The organism is Shinella sp. (assembly GCF_049651085.1).
Classification (GTDB): Bacteria; Pseudomonadota; Alphaproteobacteria; order Rhizobiales; family Rhizobiaceae; genus Shinella.
Genome location: NZ_JBASBL010000027.1, coordinates 419,027 through 443,534, shown reverse-complemented (window position 1 = coordinate 443,534; position 24,508 = coordinate 419,027). Strand labels below are relative to the sequence as shown.

Below are 24,508 nucleotides of genomic sequence, written 5' to 3'. Positions count from 1 at the left end.
GCGCAAGCCGTGGCATATCCGCAACAGTGCAAGCACTTGCCAATCGACACGGTGTCGGGGCAGATGCGCATATCGGGTTGCAGGGAGGATGGCGTTGACCGAATTCGAAGAACGTGCGGACGACCTGTCGGATGCCACAGGCGAGAAGCGGGCCGGCATCATCCAGTCCGTTTCCATCGCCTCCCGGTTTCTCAACATCCTCGCCGCATCCGATGGAGAACTTCCGCTGGTCGAGCTTGCGCGCCGTGCCGGAACCGGCCGATCCACCGCGCATCGCTACATGCAAAGCCTGGTACGCGAGGGGCTGGTGGCACAGGATCAGGTCACCGGCTGTTACGATCTCGGGCCAACGGCACTCAATATCGGCATCAGCGCCCTGAAACGCATCGATCCCGTGACGGTCGCCGGACGGCACATGAAGTCCATGGCCTCGCGCCTTGCGGCAAGCTGCGGCGTCGCGATCTGGACCGATCGGGGGCCGACCATCGTGCGATGGTATCGCAGCGCACGTTTCGCGATCAGCACCGTGACGCTGGGCGATGTGCTGCCGCTCGACAACACCGCGTGCGGGCTGGTGTTCCAGGCCTATCTGCCACCAGAGCGCATAGAGGCAGTGCGGCGGTTGCAGCCGGATGCCTTTCGCGGCCGCCCCCCGGCGGCGGGCGTGCTGGAAAACATCCGCAGTGCCGGCGGGGGTGAACTGAATGAACGGCTGTTTTCCGCGCTGACGGGCAAGGCGGCTCCCGTCTTCGACGTCTATGGGGAGCTCTGTTGCGTGGTCACGACCGTCTCTTTCGTCGAGACCGCCGAAAGCGAAGGACACGGCGCGGCACTCGTCGAAGCAGCCCGGCAGGTGACGGCAGAATCCGGAGGGGCGTAAAACGCCCCGCCCCTACGTTTGCGAGCGGATGCGCAGATGCGCGCGTAGCGTCTCGCCATCGTAGTCGCTGCGGAAAATGCCCCGCCGCACGAGAAGCGGCACGAGGGCTTCGAGAAACAGCTGCAGCGATTCCAGCGAACCGCCCGGCAGCGCGATGAAACCATCGATCGCGCCGGCCTCGAACCATTCGGCGATCTCGTCGGCGACGTCCTCGACGGTGCCGACGGACACCCAGTGCGCCGAGCCGACCACTTCCGGCCGCGCCAGCAGATCCTCCACGGACGGCTGGTTGTTCTCGATATAACGACGCAGCAGATCGGCATGGGTGCGGCTGCGCACCGGCCGGTCGTCCGGCGGTAGGAGGTCGGCGGTGACGCGTGCTTGCGGCGGCAGGTGGGAAATGTCGAGGCCGAGGATGGTTTTCACCGCATCGAGGCGCTTCTCATGCGTCAGGTGCGCATGGGCGCGCCGGTGCATCGCCCACGCCTCCTCCCGCGTTTCAGCCAGGAAGAAATAGAGGCCCGGCAGAACTCGGGGCGCATCCGCCCTTCCGTGTTTCTGCGCCCGCGCGCCCAAATCGTTGCGCAGATCGAGAGCGGCAGCCATGTCCGGGGTGGAGGCAAAGGTCGCGTCCGCCACGCAAGCCGCGAAGTCCCGCCCGATCTCCGACGCACCGGCCTGAAACAGCGGTGGCGGGCCGCTCGCATGGCCGGGCACGTTCAACGGCCCCTTGACGCTGAAGAACGCGCCTTGATGGTCAATCGGCTCCGCATCGGCCTTGCCGTCCAGCGCAGCATGCGGATAGCTTTGCCAGAGATCGCGCACGAGATCGGTAAACTCGGCGGCCTTGCGGTAACGCTCCTGCGGCGGCGGCATCGGCGCATCGCCGAAATTCTCAGCGCCGTCGATCGAGGTGACGATATTCCAGGCCGCCCGTCCGTTGCTGACCCAGTGCAGCGACTGAATCTGGCGGGCGACGACATAGGGTGGGTTGAAGGTGGTCGAAGCGGTCGTGACGAGACCGATGCGGCGGGTGGCTGTGGAAATGGCCGCAAGCAGCACCGTCAGATCCAGCCCGACAAAGGACGGCGACGTCGCCGATTTGCCGCGCCGCATGGCCAGGACATCCGGCTTGAAGACGAAATCGAGCTTTGCCCGCTCGGCGGCCTGCGCCAGCTTGATGTAGAAGCCGGCCGGATCCTGCCGCTGCTCGGCAAGCTCGGCGTCATCCGGCTCACGGCCCTGCAGCCAGGTTTCGGTGAGGCAAAGTCCGATGTGAAGCTGCCTGTCCGTCATGATGCTGCAATCCTTTCCTGTTCCTGCCGGTGGTGCGCGGGACGATGACGTCCGAGCGGCACGATGAGCGGCGTGTGCGATACCGGATCGTCGATGACCGTGCAGGGCAGGCCGAACACCGCCTCCACCAGTTGTTCCGTCACCACGTCTGAGGGGCGCCCTTCGGCAAGGATCGCGCCGGAGCGCATTGCGACGAGGTGGGAGGCATAGCGGCAGGCATGGTTGAGATCGTGCAGCACTGCCACGACGGTCCGCCCCTCGGCGTTGAGGTCAGCCAGGAGCTCCAGCAATTCGATCTGGTGGGCGATGTCGAGGAAGGTCGTCGGCTCGTCGAGCAGCAGTATCGGCGTTTCCTGCGCCAGCACCATGGCAACCCAGACGCGCTGGCGCTGGCCGCCGGAAAGTTCATCGACCAGCCGGTCGGCAAGATCGGTGATGCGGGTTGCCTGCATGGCTGCCGCCACGGCGGCCTCGTCAGCCTTGGACCATTGCCGGAAGAAGGATTGATGCGGATAGCGCCCTCGCCCGACCAGATCGGCGACCGTGATGCCGGAAGGCGCTGTCGCGCTCTGCGGCAGCAGGCCGAGCTGGCGCGCGATCTCGCGTGTCGGAAATTCGCCGATGCTCCTGCCGTCGAGGATCACCTGACCGGATGTCGGCGCGAGCAGGCGCGCCAGCGCCCGCAACAGGGTGGATTTTCCGCAGGCATTCGGCCCGACCACAACGGTGAAGGAGCCGTCCGGTATGGCGATCGTCAGGTCGCTCGATACGGTTCGCTCGTCGTAACGCAGCGTCACGGAGCGGGCATGAAGGCGATGGGTCATGGCTGTTCTTCTAACAAGCGGCGGCGGCAATCCGTATTGCATTGCAGAATGCATTCTGCAATATGGACAAACAATATAGACTTTAATACTCATGTTTTAGCGTCGCGTTGCTGCCTTATGCAACCGTTTTGACCCGGATAGCGCGCGACATGAGGGATGACAGGAGACAAAGGCACCATGGCTGCACCGCGCAACGAGAGCGTTGAAGACCGCAACAATCTGCTTTCGCAGGAAGACCACATGGGCAGCATGGAGCGATTGGCGATGGAAGTCGTCGCCCTGGCGCGGCCGGTTCCCTCGGTCGTCCGCGTAACCGGCCGCATCGCCCCGACCGATCCTACCGCGTGGCGCAGGCCCAATCTTGCCGTGCGCCTCGAGGTCGAAACCCCGGAAGGCCAGCGGCCGGTATCGCGCGTCTATACGATCCGCTCCTTCGATGAAGGCCGGAGCCTTGTCGACATCGACTTCGTGGTCCATGCCGATGACAGCCCGGCCATGCGCTGGCTGGAGCGGGCCACGGTCGGCAGCGCCATCCATCTGGTCGGCCCCCGCCCGCATTATCTGCCCGACCACACCGCCGAGGGCGGCATTGCCCTTTTCGCCGACGAAACAGCCATTCCGGCCATCCACGCGATCCTCGGCACCTGGCAGGAGGGAAGCCATGGCGTCCTTTACGTCGAAACCGCCGACCGCGCCGCCTTCGACGAACTGCCGGAGGTCGAGGGCGTCGAGCGGCATCTTCTGCTGCGTGACCCAAGCGAGGGGGCCGGCACGACCGGCAAGCTGGTCGCGGCCGCCCGCGCGCTGCCGAACCCGGAGGGCTGCATGATCTGGGCGGCGGGAGAGCGGCAGGATATCCGCGCCATCCGCGCCTATTTCACCGAGGAGCGCGGCCTGCCGAAGGATCGTGTGCGCGTCTTCGGCTATTGGCGGAAGGGCATGAGCAGTTCCGAGATCGACCGGATGCGCCTCCAGCAATATGAGGCCGTGCGGGCCGGAGGTGGCGGGCTTGCCCAGACGGAAGATCTCGACATTCTCGCCTGACCTCCTCGCAAATACGGCAATACGACCATGACCCTCCGCCGCACATTCCTCACCTCTGCCCTCGGGCTTGCAGCGACCACGCTCCTGCCGCTGCGCACCACAAGCGCCGAGGATGCGTGGCCGCGCACCGTGCGCCATGACGCCGGCGAATTGACCCTGCCGGCACAGCCGAAGAGGATCGTCTCGACTGCGCCGAGCCTGACCGGAATCCTTCTCGCCATTGGCGCGCCGGTCATCGCGACTGCCGCGACAACGCCAAGCGCCCTGACGGATGACAAAGGGTTCTTCTCGCAATGGGCGGCGGTTGCCGACGAGCGCAGCGTCGAGATGCTCTATGGCAAGCTCGAGTTCGACATCGAAGCCGTAATCGGCGCGGAACCGGACCTGCTGATCATCTCGGCGACGGGAGCCGACAGCGTGGTACCGCACTATGCCGAGCTCGAGGCGCAGGGCATCCCGGCCATCGTGGTCAACTATTCCAACCAGAGCTGGCAGGACATTGCGCTGCAATTCGGCAAGGCCACCGGTCTTGAGGCGCAGGCGGCCGAGGCGATCAGCCGTTTCGATGCCCATGCGGCAGAGGTCGCCGCAACGCTGCCGGCCTCAACGGGCACTGCCAGCATCGTCGGCTACAATGTCGGCGGCAGCTATTCCGTCAGCAAGCCCACGAGCCCGCAGGCCCAGCTTCTCGCTGCGCTCGGCATGACGGTGGTCGGCTTGCCCGAAAGCCTTCGCAGCCAGGTTACGCGCGCCTCGGACTTCGAGTTCATCTCGCAGGAGAACCTACCGGCGGCAATCACCGGCGACAGCGTCTTCCTGCTGCGAGCGACGCAGGAGGACGTCGCGACCTTCCTTGCCGATCCTGTCCTCGCCAACCTTCCCGCCGTCGCCGGCAAGCGGGTCTATCCACTCGGCCCAACGTCCTTCCGCATCGACTATTATTCCGGCCTGCAGATGATCGATACGGTGGCCCGGTCCCTGAAAACGCAATGACCACGACGATTTCGCGCGGGACCGCCGGCGACTTGCGCAGCAGGCGGCGGCTTGCCGGTCTCCTCGCCGGTCTTGCGGTGCTCGTGCTGCTCTGTCTTGCCAGCCTTGCTTTCGGCTCGCGGCCCATTCCCCTTCATACCGTTCTCGATGCGGTCTTCGCCCATGACGCGCGCGACGACCGGCACCTGATCGTCTGGAGCCTGCGTCTTCCGAGAACTGCCGTCGCGCTTCTTGCAGGTCTCGCACTCGGCATAGCCGGTGCGGTGATGCAGGCCGTCACCCGCAATCCGCTGGCCGAGCCCGGCCTGCTCGGCGTCAATGCCGGCGCCGCGGTTGCCGTCGTGCTGGGTGCCGCCGTCTTCGGAACGACGACGATGGCAGGCTATGTCTGGTTCGGCATCGCCGGCGCGGGCATGGCGGGCGTCGCCGTCTTCGTGCTCGGACGGGCGCATGAGACCGGGACCAATCCGGTGCGGCTGGTGCTCGCCGGTGCCGGGCTGTCCGTCATGCTGGGCGCTGTCACCGGCATCGTGCTGATCAATGCGCCGCTCGCTGTGCTCGACAATTTCCGCAACTGGGCGGCGGGGTCCGTTGCCGGTCGCGGGTTCGACATTGCCGGCATCCTCGCCCTCGCAACGCTCCTCGGGCTCGCGACCGCCTTCTCCATTGCCGGAAACCTCAATGCGATCGCCCTCGGGGACGATCTCGGCAAGGCGCTCGGCCTCAACACACGCCTTACACTGGTTCTGGCCTGCCTGGCGGTAATGCTGCTGGCAGGCGCGGCGACGGCCGCGGCCGGCCCCATCGGCTTCGTCGGGCTGGTGACCCCGCACCTCGCCCGCACGATAACAGGGCCGGACTACCGCTGGATCCTTCCCTATTCGGCTCTCTTCGCCGCCATCCTTCTGCTTGGCGCAGACAGTCTCGGCCGGGTGATCGCCGCACCGGAGGAAATCGCTGCCGGCATCGTCACCGCACTGGTCGGCGGTCCATTCTTCATCCTCATCGTGCGAAAATTCCGGCTGAAGCAGCTATGAGAAACGCGTCCGTCTCCGTCCACCGCTTCGGCCCGCTGTCGTTTCGCTGGCGGCCAAGGGTCGCCTTGCTTTGCGGTGGGCTGGCGCTGATCGTCACCGCTTTCGCGATCCTGCTCCTCAGCAGCGGCACCCTCTCCTTCAGCCCCGCCGAAGTGCTGGCGGCGCTCACCGGACAGGGCGACAATGCGAAAGCCGAGCGTGTCATCCTGCGCATCCGGCTTCCGCGACTGCTGACGGCCATTCTGGTCGGTGGCGCACTCGGCATGGCGGGGTCGATCTTCCAGTCCATTTCGCGCAATGCGCTCGGCTCCCCGGATGTGATCGGTTTCACGACGGGGGCAGCGACCGGTGCGATCGTGCAGATCATGCTGTTGAATGCCGGACCACTTGAAACGTCGTTGGCGGCCGTACTTTCCGGCGTGCTGACGGCGGTCGCCGTTTTCCTGCTTGCCCGCAAGGGCCGTTCCACCGGCGGATACCGGCTCGTTCTGGTCGGCATCGGCGTCGGCGCAACGTTGTCCGGCGTCAACACGATCCTGCTGGTGAGCGGTGATCTCGATCAGGCAGCATCCGCCCAGCTGTGGCTTGCCGGTTCGCTAAACACGCGCACCTGGTCGCATGTCTTGCCCGCCGCCATCGGCTTTGCGGTCGTCCTGCCGGTCGCCATCGCCCATACCCGCCGTCTGAATCTGCTTGAAATGGGCGACGATGCCGCCCGCCAGCTCGGCGTCGATGCCGAACGCACGCGGCTCGTGATGATCATGGCAGCCGTCGGGCTGACATCGATCGCCACTGCCGCCGCCGGCCCCATCGCCTTCGTCGCGCTCGCTGCTCCGCAGCTTGCCCGGCGACTGAGTGCATCACCGGACGTCCCCGTTGTGTCCGGTGCGATGATGGGCATGGCGCTGCTTCTTGCGGCCGACCTCACCAGCCAGCACCTGCCCATTAACGTCCACATGCCCATCGGGCTGACCACCGGCCTTCTCGGCGGGTTCTACCTGTTGTGGCTGCTGGTACGCAGCAAGTCGGTCTGACACCATCGGCGGGTGAGGAGCAAGCCCGGTTCCACATGACATCCACCATCCATGTGCATTGGCTCCCCGAGCCTGTTTGGATATAGTTGCGCCTGTTCCATGAATGGGGTGCTCGTCGTTGGCTGTTGTGACATCACGCGACGCCCGAAAGAAGCAAGAGTGAACGGAATGAGAATTGGCTGTGAGCGACTGCGCTCGAAGGTAATGAGTGCCGCGGACGCGGCATCGCTAATCGATAGCGGCACCACCGTTGGAATGAGTGGTTTTACCGGATCGGGCTATCCCAAGAGCGTACCGCTCGCGCTGGCTGCCCGCATAGAGGCCGCACATGCAGCAGGTGATCCCTTCCGCCTGCGCGTCTGGACTGGAGCCTCGACCGGACCGGAGCTGGACGGCGCGCTCGCCAAGGCGGATGGAATCGAATTCCGGCTACCCTACAATTCCGACCCCATCGCTCGCGAGAAGATCAATCGTGGCGAGATGGAGTATTTCGACATGCATCTGAGCCAGGTCGCGCCGATGGCCTGGCAAGGGTTCCTTGGCCCCCTCGACACCGCAGTCGTAGAAATATCCGGTATCCGCCCCGACGGGTCGCTGATACCGTCTTCCTCGATCGGCAACAACAAGACCTGGCTTGATCGTGCCGACAAGGTGATCCTCGAACTCAACCATTGGCAAAGCGCCGATCTGGAGGGGATGCACGACATATATTACGGCACGGCCTTGCCGCCGCACCGGGTTCCGATCCCGCTCGAACGGGCGGATGACCGCATCGGCGAAACGGCGTTCCGCTGTGATCCGGACAAGATCGTCGCCATCGTGGAAACCGACGCACCGGATCGTAACCTGCCCTTCACGCCGCCCGACGACAACGCCCGCGCGATTGCAGGCCATCTTCTCGAATTTTTCACCCATGAAGTTGCTAGGGGGCGCCTGCCAGCCTCCCTGCTGCCCATTCAGTCAGGCGTAGGAAATATCGCGAATGCGGTGCTGACCGGGCTGGTCGACAGCCCCTTCAACGACATGACGGCCTTCACCGAAGTCATCCAGGACGGCATGCTGGACCTGCTCGACGCCGGCAAGCTGCGCATGGCTTCGGCCACCGCCTTCTCGCTGAGCCCTGAAGCCGCCGCTCGCCTGAACGCAGACATGAAACGCTATCGAGACCGGATGATCCTTCGCCCTCAGGAGATCAGCAATCACCCCGAATTGATACGCCGGCTCGGCTGCCTAGCCATGAACGGGCTGATCGAGGCTGACATCTATGGCAACGTCAACTCGACCCACATCATGGGCTCGCGCATCCAGAACGGCATCGGCGGTTCGGGCGACTTCGCCCGCAACGCCTATGTCTCGATTTTCATGACCCCATCCACGGCCAAGGGCGGCAAGATCTCCGCAATCGTTCCGCAAGCGAGCCATGTCGACCACATCACTCAGGACGTCCAGGTCCTGGTCACCGAGCAGGGCCTGGCGGATCTGCGCGGGCTTTCCCCCAAACAGCGCGCCCGCCTGATCATCGAGAACTGCGCACATCCGGCCTATCGGCCGGCGCTTCAGGACTATTATGCGCGCGCGCTCAAGGGTTCATACGGATTGCAAACGCCGGTCCTACCAAGCGAAGCCCTGTCCTGGCATCAGCGCTATATCGAGACAGGCTCGATGCTGGCCTGAAATGCATCCCTCGCCGCCACTGCTTGAAAACAACGGGCCAGCCGGATTCAATATATGCGCGAAGTAACGCTTTTAGGCCTTTGAAGGAGATTGGGAAACCACCACTCTAGGCCGTGTTGTCTGCCGTACAACCAGCTCGACGGGGACGATATGGGTTTGCCCCGATATCCCGAAAGCATCCGATGAGAGTATTGTCGCAACGGCATCGACCATTGCGACAATCGGCTGGCGAACGGTCGTCAGTCCGTGCGAGGGCCATCCGGCCTCTTCAATGTCGTCGAAACCGACGATGCTGATGTCCTTCGGCACGTCCAGGCCCAGGTCGAAGCTGCACGTATTGAGAAAGCCGAGGCCGATGCGGTCCGTCGTGCAGAACACGCCGTCCAACGCGCTGCTCGCCAGGAGTTCGCGTGCGGCGGTGCGCCCGCTTTCATAACCGCCCTCCCCGCCCAGCCAATGCCGCACCGGCAAGCCCTCCTGTGCCGCGGCCTCCATAAAACCTTCGGCACGGCGGCGCTGGCTTGGCGTGTCCGATGCCCCCCGCACGACAGCAAGGCGGCGACAGCCTCCCTCGATCATGTGACGGGCTGCAAGCCTGCCCCCGGCACGGTCGTCCGTAAGGATGACGTCGACGATCCCGCTTGCCTGCTCCCGGTTGATGAGGATGGTACACTGCTGGCTCTGCAGACATTGCTCGACAAGCTTTTCGGGCGGCGCACCCGACAAGATGATGACGGCCTTCACGCGATATTCGAGAACGAGGTTCATCATCGCGGTCATGTCGCGCCTTGCGCCGATGTTCAGCAGAAGCGTCTGCAACTCCCGATCAGCCAGCATCGCGCTGAGGGCGTCGATCTGCGCCGCAATGAAGGGCTCCGACAGGTTGGACGCGACGATCGCGACCAGGCTCGACTGCGAGGTCAAAAGGGACTTCGCCAACCGGTTGATCCTGTAACCCATCTCTTCTGCTGCCAGCAGGACCTTTTCACGCACTTCAGGCGATACATAGGCGCCCGGCGTGAACGTGCGCGACACGGCCGAACGTGACACGCCCGCCCGTTCCGCCACTTGCGCCGATGTCACGAATTTCTTCTTCATCGCCCCCATCCGGTCCGAACACCGCGCCCGCGCCGTCATAAAAATGAAGCATGGCACCCCTATTGTGCACACGAGTGCAGATAGCGCAACCGGTGAAAATCTCAGGTGGTTGCCGCGAATAGAGGTGGGGTTCTGATCGCAATGGTTTCGATTGCCCTGAAAGGAATTACCAAGGATTTCGCGAAGAAGCGCGTCTTGGACGACGTTTCCCTGCAGGTCGAAAACGGCGAATTCGTCGCCATCCTCGGACCGTCCGGCTGCGGTAAGACCACCATGCTGCGGCTGATCGCCGGTTTCGAGCAGATGAAATACGGCACGATCCATTTTGATGACGAAATCATTGCCTCGCCGGAGAGAAACCTGCCGCCCGAGAAGCGCAATGTCGGCATCGTGTTCCAGAACTATGCGCTGTGGCCGCATATGAATGTCGAGCAGAATGTCGGCTATGCCCTGAGAATTGCCGGCGTGTCCGGCGACGAACGTCGCAAGCGCAGCCGCGATGCCCTTGCGACCGTCGGCATGGAAACCCTCGCCGAGCGTGCGCCGGCCGATCTTTCCGGCGGCCAGCGCCAGCGCGTGGCGCTCGCCCGCTGCCTTGCCGCAAATCCATCCGTCATGCTGCTCGACGAGCCTCTCGCCAATCTCGACGTGCATCTGCGCGCTTCGATGGAGCGCGAGTTTTCCGATTTCCACCGCCGCACCCGTGCGACGATGATCTACATCACCCATGACCAGTCGGAAGCGATGGCGCTGGCGGACCGGATCGCGGTGATGGATGCCGGTCGCATCGCGCAGTTCGCGCGCCCGCATGAGCTCTACCGCGAACCGCAAAACGAGATGGTTGCGCGCTTCATCGGCAATGGGCTTGTCCTGCCGATTGCCGATCTTCAGCGCGGCGGCACCGACGGAATGGTCAATGTCGATATTTTTGGCCACCGCAGTGAAGTGCGTGCCCGCAAGGATCAGGCAAAGGTCACCGGTGCCAGCCTCAGTGTCCATCCGGACGATCTGAAGCTGGCCGGCAGCCCCGATGGCGGCTTCGCAGCACAGGTCGAGCGAACCACCTATCGCGGCAGCCATATGCAGGTGCATTTCCGCCCCCGCCACGCACCGGACCTGTCTCTCAGCCTGCATGCCTCGCATGACCGGCCGGTTTCAGTGGGCGATACGATTTCAGTTTGCGTCGGCGATGGCTGGGTCATTCCCGAGGCGGCCTGATTTTTTCCTTCCTTCCCTCCCTTCCCAACATCCAATCCAAGGAACATTCCATGCGTCTTCTCTCCACCCTTGCACTCGTCCTCATGGCGGGTACGGCAAGCGCTGAAACGCTCACGCTCTACACCTCGCAGTCTCCGGAAATCGCCCAGCAGACCGTCGATGCCTTCCAGGCCAAATACCCGGACGTCAAGGTCGAGTGGACCCGCAACGGCACCAGCCAGCTGCTCAACATCCTGCGCGCCGAGATCACGGCCGGCGACGTAAAGCCGGACGTGCTGCTGGTCGCCGACACCATCAATCTCGGCCAACTCAAGGCGGAAGGCCGCCTGATGGCCTATCCGCAAGCCAAGGTCGACGGCTACGATGCCGGCACCTATGACAAGGACAAGACCTTCTTCGGCACCAAGATCATCTCCACCGGCATCGCCTACAACACGCAGATCGCAAAGCCGGTCGAGACCTGGAACGATCTTCTCGTCGAAGACAACAAGGGCCAGATCGCCGTTCCGAGCCCGCTCTATTCGGGTGCGGCCCTCAACCACCTGCACAGCGTCATCGACGTCGACAGCATCGGCTGGGACTTCTACAAGAAGCTCGCCGGACTGGACATCGCACCGGAAGGCGGCAACGGCCCGGCTCTCAAGGCTGTTGCAAGCGGCCTTGCCAAATACGGCATCATCGCCGATGCCGACGTGATCCGCGCCAAGGCCAGCGGCTCGCCCGTCGACCTGATCTTCCCGAAGGATGGCGTCTCCTTCATCACCGAGCCGGTCGCGATCATGTCCACCGCCAAGGAACCGGAAGCCGCCAAGCGTTTCGTCGATTTCCTTCTCTCCAGGGAGGGACAGGAGCTCGTCGCCAGGCAGGGTAACCTGCCGATCGATTCGTCGGTAACGCCGCCTGCCGGTTTCCCGCAGCTTTCCGAGATCAAGCTGCTGCCGATGGATGCCGACAAGGCTGTCACGAACGACCAGGACGTGCGCGAGCAGTTCACGGCCGTCTTCGGCGGCTGATCCATGGCAGACATCGCGGCAATCATGCCAGGGGAGCGCCGGCCTGTGCCGGCGTTCCGCCTTGGCCCCGAAACCCTCGTGCTCGGCATTCTCGCCATCTTCGTGGCGATGATCTCGCTTGCCCCGCTCGGTCGTCTGGCGCTCACCGCCATTGCACCGGAAGGCTCGCTCGATCTCGCCAGTGCATGGCGCGTCCTTACCAGGCCGCGCGTCTTCACGGCGGCGGTAAATTCGCTTTACGTGGCTTTGGCTTCGACGCTGCTTGCCGTCATGCTCGGCGGTATCGCCGCCCTTCTGACGGTGCATAGCAATATGCGCTTCAAGGCCGCATGGGTTTTCGGTTTTGTACTGCCGCTGATGATCCCGCCACAGGTGACGGCGCTGGCATGGGTGCAGGCCTTTTCGCCGACCAGCCCGGTTCTCAGCCTTTTCGGCCTGGCCCTGACGCCCGGCGCACGGCATCCGCTGTTTTCGGCCGGGGGCATCATTTTCCTGCTCGGCATCTACAATGCGCCGCTGGTGTTTCTCACGGTACGCGCTGCGCTTCGCCGCCTGCCGGCGAACCTTTCCGAAGCCGCCCGTGCATCGGGCGCCGGAAACGTCCAGCTCATCTTCACCGTTCTGCTGCCGCTTGCCCGATCCGGCATTTTCGCCGGCGCGGCGATCGCCTTCGTCTCAGCGATCGGCAATTTCGGCATTCAGGCAATGCTTGGCATTCCTGCCCGCTTTCCCACCCTCATCACCCTGATCTACCAACAGCTGAACAGCTACGGCCCGTCGGGCCTGTCCGACATGGCATCGCTGTCGCTGCTCCTGTCGCTGATCACCGTGCTTGCGCTCGGCCTCAGCAGCTGGCTTGGCGGACGCAGCGACGTGCGCGTCGAGGAGGGTGGCAGACCGGCCCGAATGAGCCTCGGGCGCTGGAAGACCCCGGTCGAGGCCATCGCCTGGCTCTATCTCGCGGCGACCCTGCTTCTGCCGCTATCCGCGCTTGTCGCAACCTCGCTGGTGAAGGGTTTCGGGCAGAAACTCGGCTGGGACACGCTGACGCTCGCCAACTACGCCAATGCACTGTTCCATCACGCCTCGATCCGGAACGCCTTCGCGACGAGCTTCCTTCTGACAGTCCTCGCCGTCGTGCTGCTCAGCGTCATTTCGCTGGTGCTGGCCTATTTCATCAGCTGGAAGAAAAGCCCGGTCGTGCGGCTGATCCAGATGGCGGCCGAGCTTTCCTATGTCCTGCCCGGCATTATTCTCGGCGTCGCCATGATCCTGTTCTTCCTGCGGCCGCTGCCGCTTCTGGGGTTCAGCATCTACGGTACGGTCTGGATCATTCTGGCCGCCTATCTCTCCAACTTCCTCGCACTGGCCCTGCGCCCGATGCTGGGCGGCTTCGCCCAGATCGACCGGTCGCTCGAGGATGCGGCGCGCGTGGCCGGTGCCGGCTTCTTCCAGCGAATGCGCGACATCATCCTGCCGATGCTGGCGCCTGCCGTGATCGCCGGGGGCATCATCGTCTTCATGTCGGCGCTCAACGAAATCCAGGTGTCGATCCTGCTGGTTTCCTCCAGCGCGCGTACCATCGGACCGATGATCGTCTTCCTTGAAGAAGGCGGTTCCTCGACGCTCGCCGCCGCCGTTGGCTGCCTGATGATCCTGATCGTACTGGCGCTGATGGGCATCGCATCGCTCTTCGCCACCCGCTTGCCGAAAGGAGCCCTGCCATGGCGCGACTGACGGCGATCAGCGGGCTGGGCGGCAAGCTTCCCGCCGCCTTCCTGCTGGAAGTGGGTGGCAAGCGCCTGCTGCTCGACCTCGGCGAAGGTCCGGAACCGGGCATCTTCCCCGATGTGAGCGACCTCGGCACGATCGATGCGATCTGCCTCTCGCATGCCCATATCGACCACGCGGGCGCGCTGCATCTGGCCGCGAAGATCGGCAATCCGCCGCTTTACGCGACAAGGACCACCTTCCTGCAGATCGGCATCGACCCCTATGCCGATCCGCGTTGCCGCCTCCTGCCGGAGCAGGGCAAGGCGAGCATCGAGACGGTGCCCGTGACCGTCGGTCGCTGCGGCCATTCCCCGGGCGGCATCTGGTTTCATTTTGCGGCCGATGGCGGTGTTCTCTATACTGGCGACTGGAGCCTTGAGTCGCTCCTCCTGCCGTTCGACATGCCTCCCCGGGCGGAACTCATCGTGACCGATGCTTCCTATGGCGACCGCCAGACAAGCCTTCACGACCAGATCGATTCCATCGCCGAACTGGCGCGAAACGGGGCGGTCCTGCCGGTTCCCTCCTGCGGGCGGGGCCCCGAAATGGCGCTTGCCCTTGCCGGGCGGGGCCTGTCCTTGAAGGTCAGCTCACAGATCCGCGATGAAATCACCAGCCTTGCGGAAAATGGCGAAGGGATCGGAACGCAAATGCAGGACAAGCTGAGGATCCTGCTTGCGGACCTGCCGGAAACGGACGAAACGGACTGGCGGCCGTCGGACATTCTGATCGTCACCGAGGCCAATGGAGAGGCGGGCAGTTCCGCGGCGCTCGTGGCAAGGATCGATGAAGGGTTCCGTTTCATCTTTTCAAGCCATGTCCCCCATGGCACACCAGCCGAGCAATTGATCACCGGCAAACGGGCAACCTGGCTCGGCTGGAATGTGCATCCGCGTCTTGAAGACGTACTTCATCTGGCGGACATGACCGGCGCACGCCGTGTCATGCCGGTTTTCGTCAAGCCGGAAGCCATGCCGCTGCTCGCCGAGAAGCTCGCAAACCGCCTTGTGCTCGACCCATCCGTCGAGACATACGCTCACCAGCCCCTCACCCATGGAAATGCCGCATGAACATCCAGCCGTCCACCGCGCACCTCACTGAAGCCCAGGAAGACGAGCTTGCCGTCCTCTTTCCCGTTCTGGAAGAGACCGGCTCGCACGGGCTGAAGCTGTTCATCGGCAACAAGGTCGCGGCGCAAAGCCCCGTCCTGCTTCAGGAAAACAATATCACCTCGACGATGAACCTTGCGGTCAATATCGAGATCGCGCCATTGTCGCTGCCGGACGGCACCCATGTTCGCCGCACGCATATCGGACTGATCGACGGTCCCGGCAACACGCCCGAGCATCTGCTGGCGGCGGTCTTTGCGATCTGCGGCATCGTCGAGCAGGAAAGCCCCGGAAAGCCGCACTATCCGGCGCATCGGCGCGGCAATCTGCTGGTTCATTGCCGGGGAGGACGCAGCCGCTCGGCAACCGCCATCGCGCTCTACATGCACCTGCGCCATCCCGATCGCTTCCAAACCATCGAGGCCGCCGTCGATCATGTCAGGCAGGTGCGCGGGCTAGACCTGACCCAGCCGCAACCAGCAATGCTCGACATGGCGCAGGCTGCAATCAAGATGGTGCGCGCATAGCGCTCTCCATGGACTTGCGGTTACGGAACCGCGCCGAAAAAAGCGTGGCGGGTGAAGATCGTATAATTCGATTCCGAAACCATCAGCACGACGAAAACCAGAACGAGCAGTGGTGGCAGCAGGATGGCATAGACGAGTGCCAGCCGTTCCCATGCCATATGCATGAAGACGGCAACAATCAGCCCGGCCTTCAACATCATGAACAGAAGGATCAGCGACCATCGTGGATAGCCCTGTATCTGAAAATAGTCGACCAGGTAGGAAAAGGCGCTGAGGACGAAGAGCAGGCCCCAGACGATGAGATAGAGCCGGACCGGGTGATGCTGTCCGCTCTGTGCTTGTACATGCGTCCTTGTCTCGCTCATGGCGCTACTCCTCACCACAGATAGAAGAATGCAAAGATGAAGACCCAGACCAGATCGACGAAGTGCCAGTAGAGCCCCATGATCTCCACTGCCTCGTAGCGTCCCCTTCTGCTGGTGAAAAAGCCGCGCCGTTCCTCATCGAAATCGCCCCGCCATACCTTGCGTGCGACAATGAGGAGGAAAATGACGCCGATCGTGACATGGGTGCCATGAAAGCCGGTGATCATGAAGAATGAGGAGCCGAACTGCGTGGCACCCCACGGGTTTCCCCAGGGGCGCACGCCCTCCGATATCAGCTTCGTCCATTCGAAGGCCTGCATGCCGACAAAGGCCGCGCCGAGAAGAGCGGTTGCGAGCATCAGGGCCGCCGTCTTGCCGCGTTCCCGGCGATAGCCGAAATTGACCGCCATCGCCATGGTGCCGCTGCTGGAGATCAGCACGAAGGTCATGATCGCGATGAGGATCAGCGGGACATGTTGCCCGCCGATCTCGAGCGCGAAAACCTCGCTCGGGTTCGGCCAGGCAACGGGTGTCGACATGCGGGCGGTCATGTAGGCAATGAGGAAACAGCCGAAGACGAAGGTGTCGCTGAGGAGAAATATCCACATCATCGCCTTGCCCCAGGAGGCAGTTTTAAAGGAGCGTTGATCGGAGCTGAAATCCGCTGCCACGCCTTGCAGCCCCGGGAGGCGGGAAGAGGCGTCACTGTCGGTCTGGATAGACTGTGCCATCTGGAGGCCTCCTAGCTGAGCAATTGAAGGCAGAGATCAGCGAACCTGTTCGCCCACCCGGCAAAGACCGCAAGGAGTATGAGCCATACGGCCAGCATGAAGTGGGAATAGACGGTGCAGAGACGGACGCTGGAACGCAGCCGCTCCGGCGAAACGTTCTTCGCAAGGGCCCGGGCGGTTGTGCGGCCAAGCACGACGAGCCCGCCCAGAATGTGCAGGCCGTGCAGGCCGGTCAGTATATAAAAGAAACTATTGGCAGGGTTATCGGCAAGCACGTAGCCGGCCGCGTTCAGGTCCCGCCAGGCCTGGATTTGTCCAGCAAGAAAGAGGGCAGCGAGAAGGAAGCCGGCGGCAAGTGCCGGCCGCAGGTTTTCCATCCGGCCATCCCGCGCTTCCTTCGTTGCCAATTGCAGCGCAACGCTGCTGGTTGCGAGCACTGCGGTGTTCCACCAGAGCAGGCGAGGAACCGGTATCCCCCACCAGTCCGAGGATGCCATCCGCATGAAATAGGCGCTGATGAAAAGGCTGAAGAGGGCGGCGACGACGCCGAGGAAAACATAAAGACCAAGGTTTATCGCGGGTTCAGGTGGACGGTCCCGGCCGGTTGCCGTTTGCGCCGGGCTTGCTTCAAGCCAGGGTTTCGAGGCCAGGCGCTGTCCCGCCATCCACCAGGTGACGATGGCAAGGATGGCCGCAAGGAAGACGAGCGTGACCGTCATGTCATGACCTCCCGGGTTACGCCGCCGATTGCCGGTTGCGTCTGCGGAATGAAATCCTCCGCCGCTCCCGGCACGCTGTAGTCGTAGGCCCAGCGGTAGACGACCGGCAGATCCTTGCCCCAATTGCCGTGGGCCGGCGGTGTCTCCGGCGTTTGCCACTCAAGGGTCGTCGCCCGCCACGGATTGCCACCCGCCGGTTTTCCTCTGAAGAGGCTCCAAACCAGATTGAACAGAAAAACAACCTGCGCGGCGCCGACGATGAGCGCCATCACGGTGATGAAGATGTTCAGCGTGTGGGCCGACGGAGGAACGAAGCTTGTCTCGCCGATCTCGTAGTAGCGGCGCGGCACCCCGAGCAGGCCGAGGTAGTGCATCGGGAAGAAGATCGCATAGGCGCCGAGGAAAGTGATCCAGAAGTGGATATGGCCCAGCATGGTGTTCAGCATGCGTCCGGTCACTTTCGGATACCAGTGATAGATCGCCCCGAAGACGACGAGGATCGGCGCCACACCCATGACCATGTGAAAATGGGCGACGACAAACATGGTGTCCGACAAGGGAACGTCGACGACGACATTGCCGAGAAACAGGCCGGTCAGGCCGCCATTGACGAAGGTGACGATGAAGGCCAGCGCAAAGAGCATGGGCAGCGTCAGGTGGATGTCTCCCCGCCACAACGTCAGCACCCAGTTGTAGACCTTGATCGCGGTTGGAACGGCGATGATCAGCGTCGTCGTTGCGAAGAAGAATCCGAAGGCGGGGTTCATGCCGCTGACATACATGTGGTGCGCCCAGACGACGAAACTCAAGGCAGCGATGATGAGGATCGCCCAGACCATCATCCGGTAGCCGAATATATTCTTGCGCGCATGCGTGCTGATGAGGTCCGACACGATGCCGAAGGCAGGCAGCGCGACGATATAGACCTCCGGGTGCCCGAAGAACCAGAACAGGTGCTGGAACAGGATCGGGCTGCCGCCGCCGTGCTGCAACTGCGTGCCCATCTCGATAATCGCTGGCATGAAGAAGCTCGTGCCGAGAAGGCGATCGAAGAGCATCATGACGGACGCGACAAAGAGGGCGGGAAAGGCAAGCAGCGCCATCACCGTCGCGGTAAATATACCCCACACGGTCAAGGGCATGCGCATCAGCGTCATGCCGCGAGCACGGCCCTGCAGTACCGTCACCACATAGTTCAGTCCGCCCATGGTGAAGCCGATGATGAAGACGATCAGCGATGAGAGCATGAGGATGATGCCCCAGTCCTGACCACCCGGCGTACCGGACAGAACAGCCTGCGGCGGGTAGAGCGTCCAGCCGGCGCCGGTCGGGCCGCCGGGGGCAAAAAAGCCGGCGACCAGGATCAGTACCGCGAGCAGATAGATCCAGTAGCTCAGCATGTTCGCATAAGGGAATACCATATCGCGGGCACCGACCATCAGGGGGATGAGGTAGTTACCAAAGCCGCCGAGAAACAAGGCCGTCAGCAGGTAGACCACCATGATCATGCCGTGCATGGTGATGAACTGATAATAGTGTTCCGCGTCGATGAAGGCGAAATAACCGGGAAATGCGAGCTGCAGGCGCATCAGCCAGGAGAGGACGAGCGCTACAAGACCGATCGATATCGCCGTGACGGAATACTGCACGGCAATAATCTTGGCGTCCTGGCTGAAGACATATTTGGTCCACCAGCTTTTCGGATGGTAGAGTTCCATGTCCTCGACTTCGGCGGGTGGGACGGTGTCTGCACTGCCGGCCGGGCTGTCCACCATGACATTTCCTCCCTTTCGCTCCAAAACCTTCCCGTGAGGCTCAGTTCGCCGGTTGCGGCTCTCCAGCTGCCAGCAGCTGGGTGAAGGTCTGCTGCTGTTCCAGCCATGCCTGGTAATCCGCCGCCTCCTCGACGATGACGGTCCCCCGCATCTGCGAATGGCCGACGCCACAGAGCTCGGCGCAGAGAATGTCGAACGTGCCCGTCCGCGTCGGCGTGAACCAGAAAAAGGTGACCATGCCGGGGATCATGTCCATTTTGGACCGGAACTCGGGGACGTAAAAATCATGGAGAACATCGACGGAACGCAAAAGCATATGTACCGGCCTGCCGACCGGCAGATGCAACTCGCCGCCCTCGATGATGACATCGTCGAGCCCAGCTGCATCGTTCCTGCTCACGCCAAGCGGATTTTCCGGGGTGATGTCGCTAGTCTCCGCGCGGCCAAGTTTTCCGTCTGCTCCCGGCAGGCGAAAGCTCCATAGCCACTGCTGGCTGACAACCTCGACGGGTGTCGCCTCGTCAGGCACGGTGATGAACTGGTTCCAAACGAAAAGCCCGGGCGTGAGCATGGCTGCAACACCGATGGCGGTGCCGGATGCCAGCAACCATTCCAGCTTCCGGTTTTCCGGTTCGTAGGCCGCCTGGTTTCCCGGCCTGTGCCGGAAGCGCCAGACGCAATAGGCCATGAAGCAAACGACGGCGACGAAAACGACACCGGTGATCCAGAAGGTAATGACGAGCGTGCTATCGATATAGGTCCAGTTGGACGCGATCGGCGTCCACCACCACGGGCTTAGCGCGTGAAACAACACGGAGGCTACGACAAGCAAGACGAGGATCAACGCGACAGCCATCCGCCCCTCCTTGGGCCGACCCGACCGTAGACATGAAACCGCATCTACAAAATAACGTCATGAATATCTCATAAATCGAAAATACAAGCAATTCTAACAGTTTGCGGCTGCACCATCGGGCTGGCGCTCAGCCTGTCATTTCGAGTATTGCTTCAGATAGGCAATGAGATCGGTTATTTCCTGATCGTCTTTCAGGCCGGGAAAGGCCATTTTTGTACCTTTCACTTTCGTTCTGGGATTGTGCAGATAGTCACGCAGCGTGGTTTCGTCCCAGATGAGCCCGCCATCGCCGGCGGCCTTCATCGCAGGTGAATAGGCGAAATCCGGATGCGTTCCGGCTTTTCTTCCGAACAGCCCGTTTAGCGACGGACCAGCCTTGTTTTTATCTGAATCGACGATGTGGCAGATTGCACATTTCTTGAATGTGGCGGCGCCGGCCGTCGCATCGCCATCCTCTGCCCGCACGACAAGCGGGAAGAAAGCAACAATGCACGCAGAGACTAGCGGAATGATACGGTAGTCCATGGCAAACCTCAACCTTTCCAAGGTTGCCCAGCACTGGTCATCCGGCTCCGCATTTGAGCGGACAGTAATATTAAAAGCTTAATCGCTCACGGTGGCAAGAGTTTCGCCTATATTTGATTTGCCCCGATGATGATTTCGCCAGGTCCTGGCCGCGCAGGACAATGGATGCAAGCCGTCGAGAAGGCTACGGAGCGGGGCTGGACAACATCGCGGGCGCGGCGTTTTCAGGCGACCCTCGAACAGTCGGGATTGGCATGGCCCCGGCCTATCGCGCCCTTGCCGTCAGATGCTCGAACAGGCTTCGCGCGGGCGATGTCAGGGCTGCCTCGTCGCGAACACAGACTGAAAGCCGGCGCGTGGCCCATTTATCCTGGAGGCGAACGACGGCAATATGCGCGGATCGTTTCAAACGGCGCGCCGCCGATTCCGGGACGATACCGATGCCGGCACCTTCACCCGCCATGCGACAGATGCCGGCGAAACTGCGCAGGGCCACCCGGACCTTGAGCTTCGCGCCGAGCCTTGCCGCCTGAACATCGAGGTGATCCTGCAAGGCGCCGCCTGCGAGTCCGATAAAATGCTGGTCGAGAAGGTCAGCGAAACGAACTTCGGCCACCGCCGCCAGCGGGTGTTCACGCGACGTCACCACAACGAGCCGATCGATGGCGAAGGGCCTCAGTATCAAGCCATCGGTCTCAACGGCGCTGGAAAGTATGCCGATCTCGGCAAAGCCAGCCGCGATACTTCTGGAGATTTCGATACTCTGCCTTTCCTTCAGTTCCACATCGGCCTGCGGATGCGCCGCCATCCATGGCGCAAGCCGCGCGGGCAAAAGCTCGGTGATCGCCGCGGTATTGGCAAAGACGCGGATACTTGCGCGCAGCCCGCTTGCGTAGTGGCCCAATTCATCGCGCATTCTAGCCATTTGATGCAGGATCGCGCGCGCATGGTGCGCGAGCGTCGCACCGGCTTCGGTGGGTGTCACGCCGCGCCGACCGCGCTGGAGCAGCAGGACTTCTCCAACGGCCTCCATGTCACGCAATCGCTCGCTCGCCGATGGCAGGGACAGCCCTGCCTCCGCGGCTCCACGGGTGATGCTGCCCGCGTCGATGACGGCAAGGAATAAACGGAGATCTGTCAGGTCAAAGCGCATGGCGCAATTGTACCCGGTAACCAGCCTTCGGGCCAGCCGAAGCCAAACATCGGAACATCCGCATTGCCGGCGCATCACGCTGGGATATGCCTGAAGCATGTTTGACGTTTCAATTCCTTCGCTTGCGGCTGTCACCGCAACCTTTTTCGCCGCGGGCCTCGTCAAGGGCGTCACCGGAATGGGGCTGCCCACCGTGGCGATGGGCGTGCTCGGCGCGCTCATGTCACCACTGGCCGCTGCCGGTCTGCTTGTCGTTCCGTCCTTCGTCACCAATGTCTGGCAGCTTTTGGCCGGGCCGAATATCGGATCGCTTCTGCGAAGGCTCTGGCCAATGATGCTGGCGATCGTGGCGGGAACGGTGCTCGGATCGGCATGGATTGCCAGCGGCGACACGGGTTTGACGACAACAATGCTCGGCATCGCACTCGTCATCTATTCCGGTTACACGCTTTTCGCCCGTCAGTTCAGCATAACGCAGCATGTCGAATCGTGGCTGTCGCCCGTCATCGGGGCGATCACTGGGGTCGTGACGGGCGGAACCGGCGTCTTCGTCGTTCCGGCCGTGCCCTATCTTCAGGCGCTTGGGCTCTCAAGGGACGACCTGGTTCAGGCGCTTGGCTTGTCGTTTACGGTGTCGACTATCGCGCTGGCTGTCGGGCTAGGACTGCACGGCTCCTTCCAGTCCGAACGTCTGGTTCTCTCCGCCCTGGCCGTCGTGCCGGCGCTCGGCGGCATGTGGGCGGGTCAACTCGTTCGCAACCGGATCAGCCCGTCAGCCTTCCGCCGGGGATTTCTGATCGGTCTTCTGCTGCTTGGATGCGAGATGGCGATCCGGCCTATCCTGTGATCGCTTCCATCCTTTCGAGGTGAGCAACGTTCACGCATGACCATGCGGCAGCCCGACCGACCGGCTTCAACGCGAAAGCGCCGCCACGCGATCGAGAGCCGTGCCCCAGCCCTGCAACGAAATCGAGAAAACTGCGGCAGCCCCGCCATCGGCGACTGCCGCCACCTTCAGTGCCGTTCCGGCACGCAGGGCAGCGATGGTCGCCGCGTCGAATGCAACCGAGACGAGGCAACCTGCCGGAATGCAGGTGCGAAAACGCATCGATTGTATCGTGGGGTTCTCGTCGATCTGGAAAGTCACGCCGGAATCAAGCGCAAGCCCGAAAGGCAGGACCAGCGTGCCGGAGACTGCATCGCGGCTCGGCAACGTGAGTTCGATCGCCAGAATGCGCTGGCCGTCCTGCTGTGCCTGCGCATGCGTCAGAGCGCAGCGCTTGGCATTGTCGACGACCCGGCAGGCGACCCGCCAATCCGTATAGGTTTCGTCCAGCGATGATGCGCCACCGGGAAGCAGGGTTGCCGTGCCGTCCTTCTTCTTGCCGGCCTGCCCCTGCGCGATCTCGAAGTGCTGCGGCGCAGGATCATTGTTGCCTTCGGCGATCGAGCCTGCCTGCCTCGGCGTGGAGATGGCGACGCCCGGCGCCATATACACTGCCCCGCCAACGACGACCGCTGCGGCGGCAACCGCCGAGACACCGAAAATTCGTACCTGCCTGCGCGTCATGCCAGTGCCTTTCGTTCGTCAGCGCGTTGCGCATTGAGTTCGAGCAGCCCCTGGAAGCTCTGCAGGGATGCCAGATGCAGGGCAACGAGGCTGAGCCAGCCTTTCATGTGCCAGTCGGCAACGGTGTTCGCCGGCATCGTGCGGAACGCCTTCTCGTCCACGGCGTAAAAGCCGTTCACCTGATGTTGCGAGCCGTCAGGAAACCGGAAGTCCACATGATATGGCGTCAGCACTTTCGCGGCGATGAGCGCCTGGCCGAAGGCGGCAGTCTTCTCATAAAGCGCATGATAGGCATGACAGAAGGTCATGGCCGCCTGGGCGGCCCGGGTCGGCTTGCCGCTGTCCTCGAACAGCCGCTCGGCATCGGCGCGCCCTTCGATCGCCCCGACAAACCTGTCCGATCCGCGATCGATGGCGAGCATCTTCTGCGCGCCGTCGGCCGTTTGCGTCACGATGAACGGATAGCGCCGTACATAGGCGGGCACATAGGACCCCGGCTTCCACGTGCCATCACGCTCGATGAGGAGATTGTGGCCGCGTTTGATCGCGACGATCCCGACCGGTGAAACATTATCGTCCATCGTGAATACGATGGGGTAGTGACGAGTGGCCACGGTGAACTCGCCGATGCAAAGCGGGATGGCGACCGCCTCTCGGGCAAAGCCAAAACTTGCGGCCGGGGAAAGGCCCGCATCGCGATGCTCCTCGAATCGGAGAAGCACCGGATCCTTGTAAAAGAGAGGAAGTGACGCCTCATCAGCCTTGGCGTGTTGGTTCTTGTGCATGATATCCTCTAAATTTCGGCTTTCGGCGCATCGCGCCGGAATGTTGAATTCGTCTCCGCACCGTCGCGGACGCAGTGCCCGCACGCTCTTGGATAGAGCCCGCTTTTCATCCGTTGACGGCGACACGATCGGGCTGGAGAACAAGCGCTTTCTGCCATGCACGCTCGACTTCGACTGTAAACCCGGCACCAAGGCAGCGCCTGAGCGTCCATATGAGCGTCAAGCCGACCGCCACATAATTGTCGTGCACGACTCGATAGACCTTGCGCTCTCGCAGCAGAACACTTGCGGCCGGCATGATCGCACCATGTAGCCGCAGCCGTTCGACAGCGATGACCAGCAACCCCACGAAACTCCGGTCACGCTCGTCGATATCCATCGCGAAGATCCGGTACAGTTCGGGATAGGTGTCGAGCAGACGGATGTTGAACATCGCATCCGCCTGCCCGGCGATCGGAATGAGCTGCGCCAGACTGTCGTGAATGAGGAAGATGGCGCGCTCGTCCATT

25 protein-coding genes are annotated in these 24,508 nt (G+C 62.7%); 12 read left to right on the top strand and 13 right to left on the bottom strand.

Annotated elements, in window-relative coordinates:
- The first annotated feature begins 88 nt into the window (after positions 1-88).
- On the top strand, positions 89-880 hold the full coding sequence (locus tag WA950_RS19415; protein ID WP_424553364.1) for an IclR family transcriptional regulator: 792 nt from the start codon (positions 89-91) through the stop codon (positions 878-880).
- A gap of 12 nt (positions 881-892) precedes the next feature.
- On the opposite strand, the gene WA950_RS19410 is transcribed toward WA950_RS19415, so the two are convergent.
- Positions 893-2,176, bottom strand: coding sequence for an NtaA/DmoA family FMN-dependent monooxygenase (locus WA950_RS19410; protein ID WP_424553363.1), 1,284 nt, complete (start codon positions 2,174-2,176; stop codon positions 893-895).
- Complete coding sequence (locus WA950_RS19405; RefSeq protein ID WP_424553362.1) at positions 2,173-3,000, bottom strand: ABC transporter ATP-binding protein; 828 nt, start codon at positions 2,998-3,000, stop codon at positions 2,173-2,175. Before WA950_RS19405 ends, WA950_RS19410 begins: the two co-directional genes overlap by 4 nt.
- A 177-nt stretch (positions 3,001-3,177) precedes the next feature.
- Here WA950_RS19405 and WA950_RS19400 point away from each other — a divergent pair, with 177 nt between their 5' ends.
- The 5 genes from WA950_RS19400 (at position 3,178) to WA950_RS19380 (ending at position 8,782) form a co-directional block, all read left to right on the top strand.
- Positions 3,178-4,044 (top strand): siderophore-interacting protein, encoded by an 867-nt coding sequence (locus WA950_RS19400; RefSeq protein WP_424553361.1) that lies wholly within the window; start codon positions 3,178-3,180, stop codon positions 4,042-4,044.
- A gap of 27 nt (positions 4,045-4,071) precedes the next feature.
- Entirely contained in the window at positions 4,072-5,037 is a 966-nt protein-coding gene (fepB, locus tag WA950_RS19395) for a Fe2+-enterobactin ABC transporter substrate-binding protein (RefSeq protein ID WP_424553360.1), read from the top strand.
- The gene (locus WA950_RS19390; protein ID WP_424553359.1) at positions 5,034-6,074 is read left to right on the top strand and encodes a FecCD family ABC transporter permease; all 1,041 of its coding nucleotides are present in this window, start codon (positions 5,034-5,036) and stop codon (positions 6,072-6,074) included. The genes fepB and WA950_RS19390 overlap by 4 nt, the downstream gene beginning before the upstream one ends.
- Positions 6,071-7,108: a FecCD family ABC transporter permease gene (locus tag WA950_RS19385; RefSeq protein WP_424553358.1), complete on the top strand. Its 1,038-nt coding sequence runs from the start codon at positions 6,071-6,073 to the stop codon at positions 7,106-7,108. Before WA950_RS19390 ends, WA950_RS19385 begins: the two co-directional genes overlap by 4 nt.
- A 168-nt stretch (positions 7,109-7,276) precedes the next feature.
- The gene (locus WA950_RS19380) at positions 7,277-8,782 is read left to right on the top strand and encodes an acetyl-CoA hydrolase/transferase family protein (protein ID WP_424553603.1); all 1,506 of its coding nucleotides are present in this window, start codon (positions 7,277-7,279) and stop codon (positions 8,780-8,782) included.
- 72 nt (positions 8,783-8,854) lie between these two features.
- On the opposite strand, the gene WA950_RS19375 is transcribed toward WA950_RS19380, so the two are convergent.
- Positions 8,855-9,880 (bottom strand): LacI family DNA-binding transcriptional regulator, encoded by a 1,026-nt coding sequence (locus tag WA950_RS19375; protein ID WP_424553357.1) that lies wholly within the window; start codon positions 9,878-9,880, stop codon positions 8,855-8,857.
- 195 nt (positions 9,881-10,075) lie between these two features.
- Between WA950_RS19375 and WA950_RS19370 the strand changes: the two genes are divergently transcribed.
- From WA950_RS19370 to WA950_RS19350, 5 genes are read left to right on the top strand one after another with little or no spacing between them, the layout of a single operon-like run.
- The gene (locus WA950_RS19370; RefSeq protein ID WP_424553356.1) at positions 10,076-11,098 is read left to right on the top strand and encodes an ABC transporter ATP-binding protein; all 1,023 of its coding nucleotides are present in this window, start codon (positions 10,076-10,078) and stop codon (positions 11,096-11,098) included.
- 50 nt (positions 11,099-11,148) lie between these two features.
- On the top strand, positions 11,149-12,111 hold the full coding sequence (locus tag WA950_RS19365) for an ABC transporter substrate-binding protein (protein ID WP_424553355.1): 963 nt from the start codon (positions 11,149-11,151) through the stop codon (positions 12,109-12,111).
- 3 nt (positions 12,112-12,114) lie between these two features.
- On the top strand, positions 12,115-13,848 hold the full coding sequence (locus WA950_RS19360; RefSeq protein ID WP_424553354.1) for an ABC transporter permease: 1,734 nt from the start codon (positions 12,115-12,117) through the stop codon (positions 13,846-13,848).
- Positions 13,836-14,954, top strand: a complete 1,119-nt coding sequence (locus WA950_RS19355) for an MBL fold metallo-hydrolase (RefSeq protein ID WP_424553353.1) — start codon at positions 13,836-13,838, stop codon at positions 14,952-14,954. Before WA950_RS19360 ends, WA950_RS19355 begins: the two co-directional genes overlap by 13 nt.
- Complete coding sequence (locus WA950_RS19350; protein ID WP_424553352.1) at positions 14,951-15,520, top strand: dual specificity protein phosphatase family protein; 570 nt, start codon at positions 14,951-14,953, stop codon at positions 15,518-15,520. Before WA950_RS19355 ends, WA950_RS19350 begins: the two co-directional genes overlap by 4 nt.
- 20 nt (positions 15,521-15,540) lie before the next feature.
- On the opposite strand, the gene WA950_RS19345 is transcribed toward WA950_RS19350, so the two are convergent.
- The 7 genes from WA950_RS19345 to WA950_RS19315 all read right to left on the bottom strand — a co-directional run bounded on the left by WA950_RS19345 (position 15,541) and on the right by WA950_RS19315 (position 21,644).
- Positions 15,541-15,885 (bottom strand): cytochrome C oxidase subunit IV family protein, encoded by a 345-nt coding sequence (locus WA950_RS19345; RefSeq protein ID WP_424553351.1) that lies wholly within the window; start codon positions 15,883-15,885, stop codon positions 15,541-15,543.
- A gap of 11 nt (positions 15,886-15,896) precedes the next feature.
- Positions 15,897-16,616, bottom strand: coding sequence for a heme-copper oxidase subunit III family protein (locus WA950_RS19340; protein WP_424553350.1), 720 nt, complete (start codon positions 16,614-16,616; stop codon positions 15,897-15,899).
- 11 nt (positions 16,617-16,627) lie between these two features.
- Entirely contained in the window at positions 16,628-17,335 is a 708-nt protein-coding gene (locus WA950_RS19335) for a cytochrome c oxidase subunit 3 (RefSeq protein WP_424553349.1), read from the bottom strand.
- Positions 17,332-19,110 (bottom strand): cbb3-type cytochrome c oxidase subunit I, encoded by a 1,779-nt coding sequence (locus WA950_RS19330; RefSeq protein WP_424553348.1) that lies wholly within the window; start codon positions 19,108-19,110, stop codon positions 17,332-17,334. Before WA950_RS19330 ends, WA950_RS19335 begins: the two co-directional genes overlap by 4 nt.
- Positions 19,111-19,150: 40 nt before the next feature.
- The gene (locus tag WA950_RS19325; protein WP_424553347.1) at positions 19,151-19,966 is read right to left on the bottom strand and encodes a cytochrome c oxidase subunit II; all 816 of its coding nucleotides are present in this window, start codon (positions 19,964-19,966) and stop codon (positions 19,151-19,153) included.
- A gap of 135 nt (positions 19,967-20,101) precedes the next feature.
- On the bottom strand, positions 20,102-20,491 hold the full coding sequence (locus tag WA950_RS19320) for a c-type cytochrome (RefSeq protein WP_424553346.1): 390 nt from the start codon (positions 20,489-20,491) through the stop codon (positions 20,102-20,104).
- Positions 20,492-20,756: 265 nt separating this feature from the next.
- Positions 20,757-21,644 (bottom strand): LysR family transcriptional regulator, encoded by an 888-nt coding sequence (locus WA950_RS19315; protein WP_424553345.1) that lies wholly within the window; start codon positions 21,642-21,644, stop codon positions 20,757-20,759.
- 97 nt (positions 21,645-21,741) lie between these two features.
- On the opposite strand from WA950_RS19315, the gene WA950_RS19310 reads away from it, so the two are divergent.
- A complete protein-coding gene (locus WA950_RS19310) occupies positions 21,742-22,491 on the top strand; it encodes a sulfite exporter TauE/SafE family protein (protein ID WP_424553344.1) in 750 nt (249 codons plus the stop codon).
- A gap of 66 nt (positions 22,492-22,557) precedes the next feature.
- Here WA950_RS19310 and WA950_RS19305 read toward each other — a convergent pair whose 3' ends face one another.
- The 3 genes from WA950_RS19305 to WA950_RS19295 all read right to left on the bottom strand — a co-directional run bounded on the left by WA950_RS19305 (position 22,558) and on the right by WA950_RS19295 (position 24,507).
- Complete coding sequence (locus WA950_RS19305; RefSeq protein ID WP_424553343.1) at positions 22,558-23,214, bottom strand: invasion associated locus B family protein; 657 nt, start codon at positions 23,212-23,214, stop codon at positions 22,558-22,560.
- Positions 23,211-23,999, bottom strand: coding sequence for a SapC family protein (locus WA950_RS19300; protein WP_424553342.1), 789 nt, complete (start codon positions 23,997-23,999; stop codon positions 23,211-23,213). The genes WA950_RS19305 and WA950_RS19300 overlap by 4 nt, the downstream gene beginning before the upstream one ends.
- A 106-nt stretch (positions 24,000-24,105) precedes the next feature.
- Positions 24,106-24,507 carry a hypothetical protein gene (locus tag WA950_RS19295; protein ID WP_424553341.1) on the bottom strand — a complete coding sequence of 134 codons (402 nt, stop codon included), beginning with the start codon at positions 24,505-24,507 and terminating at the stop codon, positions 24,106-24,108.
- Position 24,508: the final 1 nt, after the last annotated feature.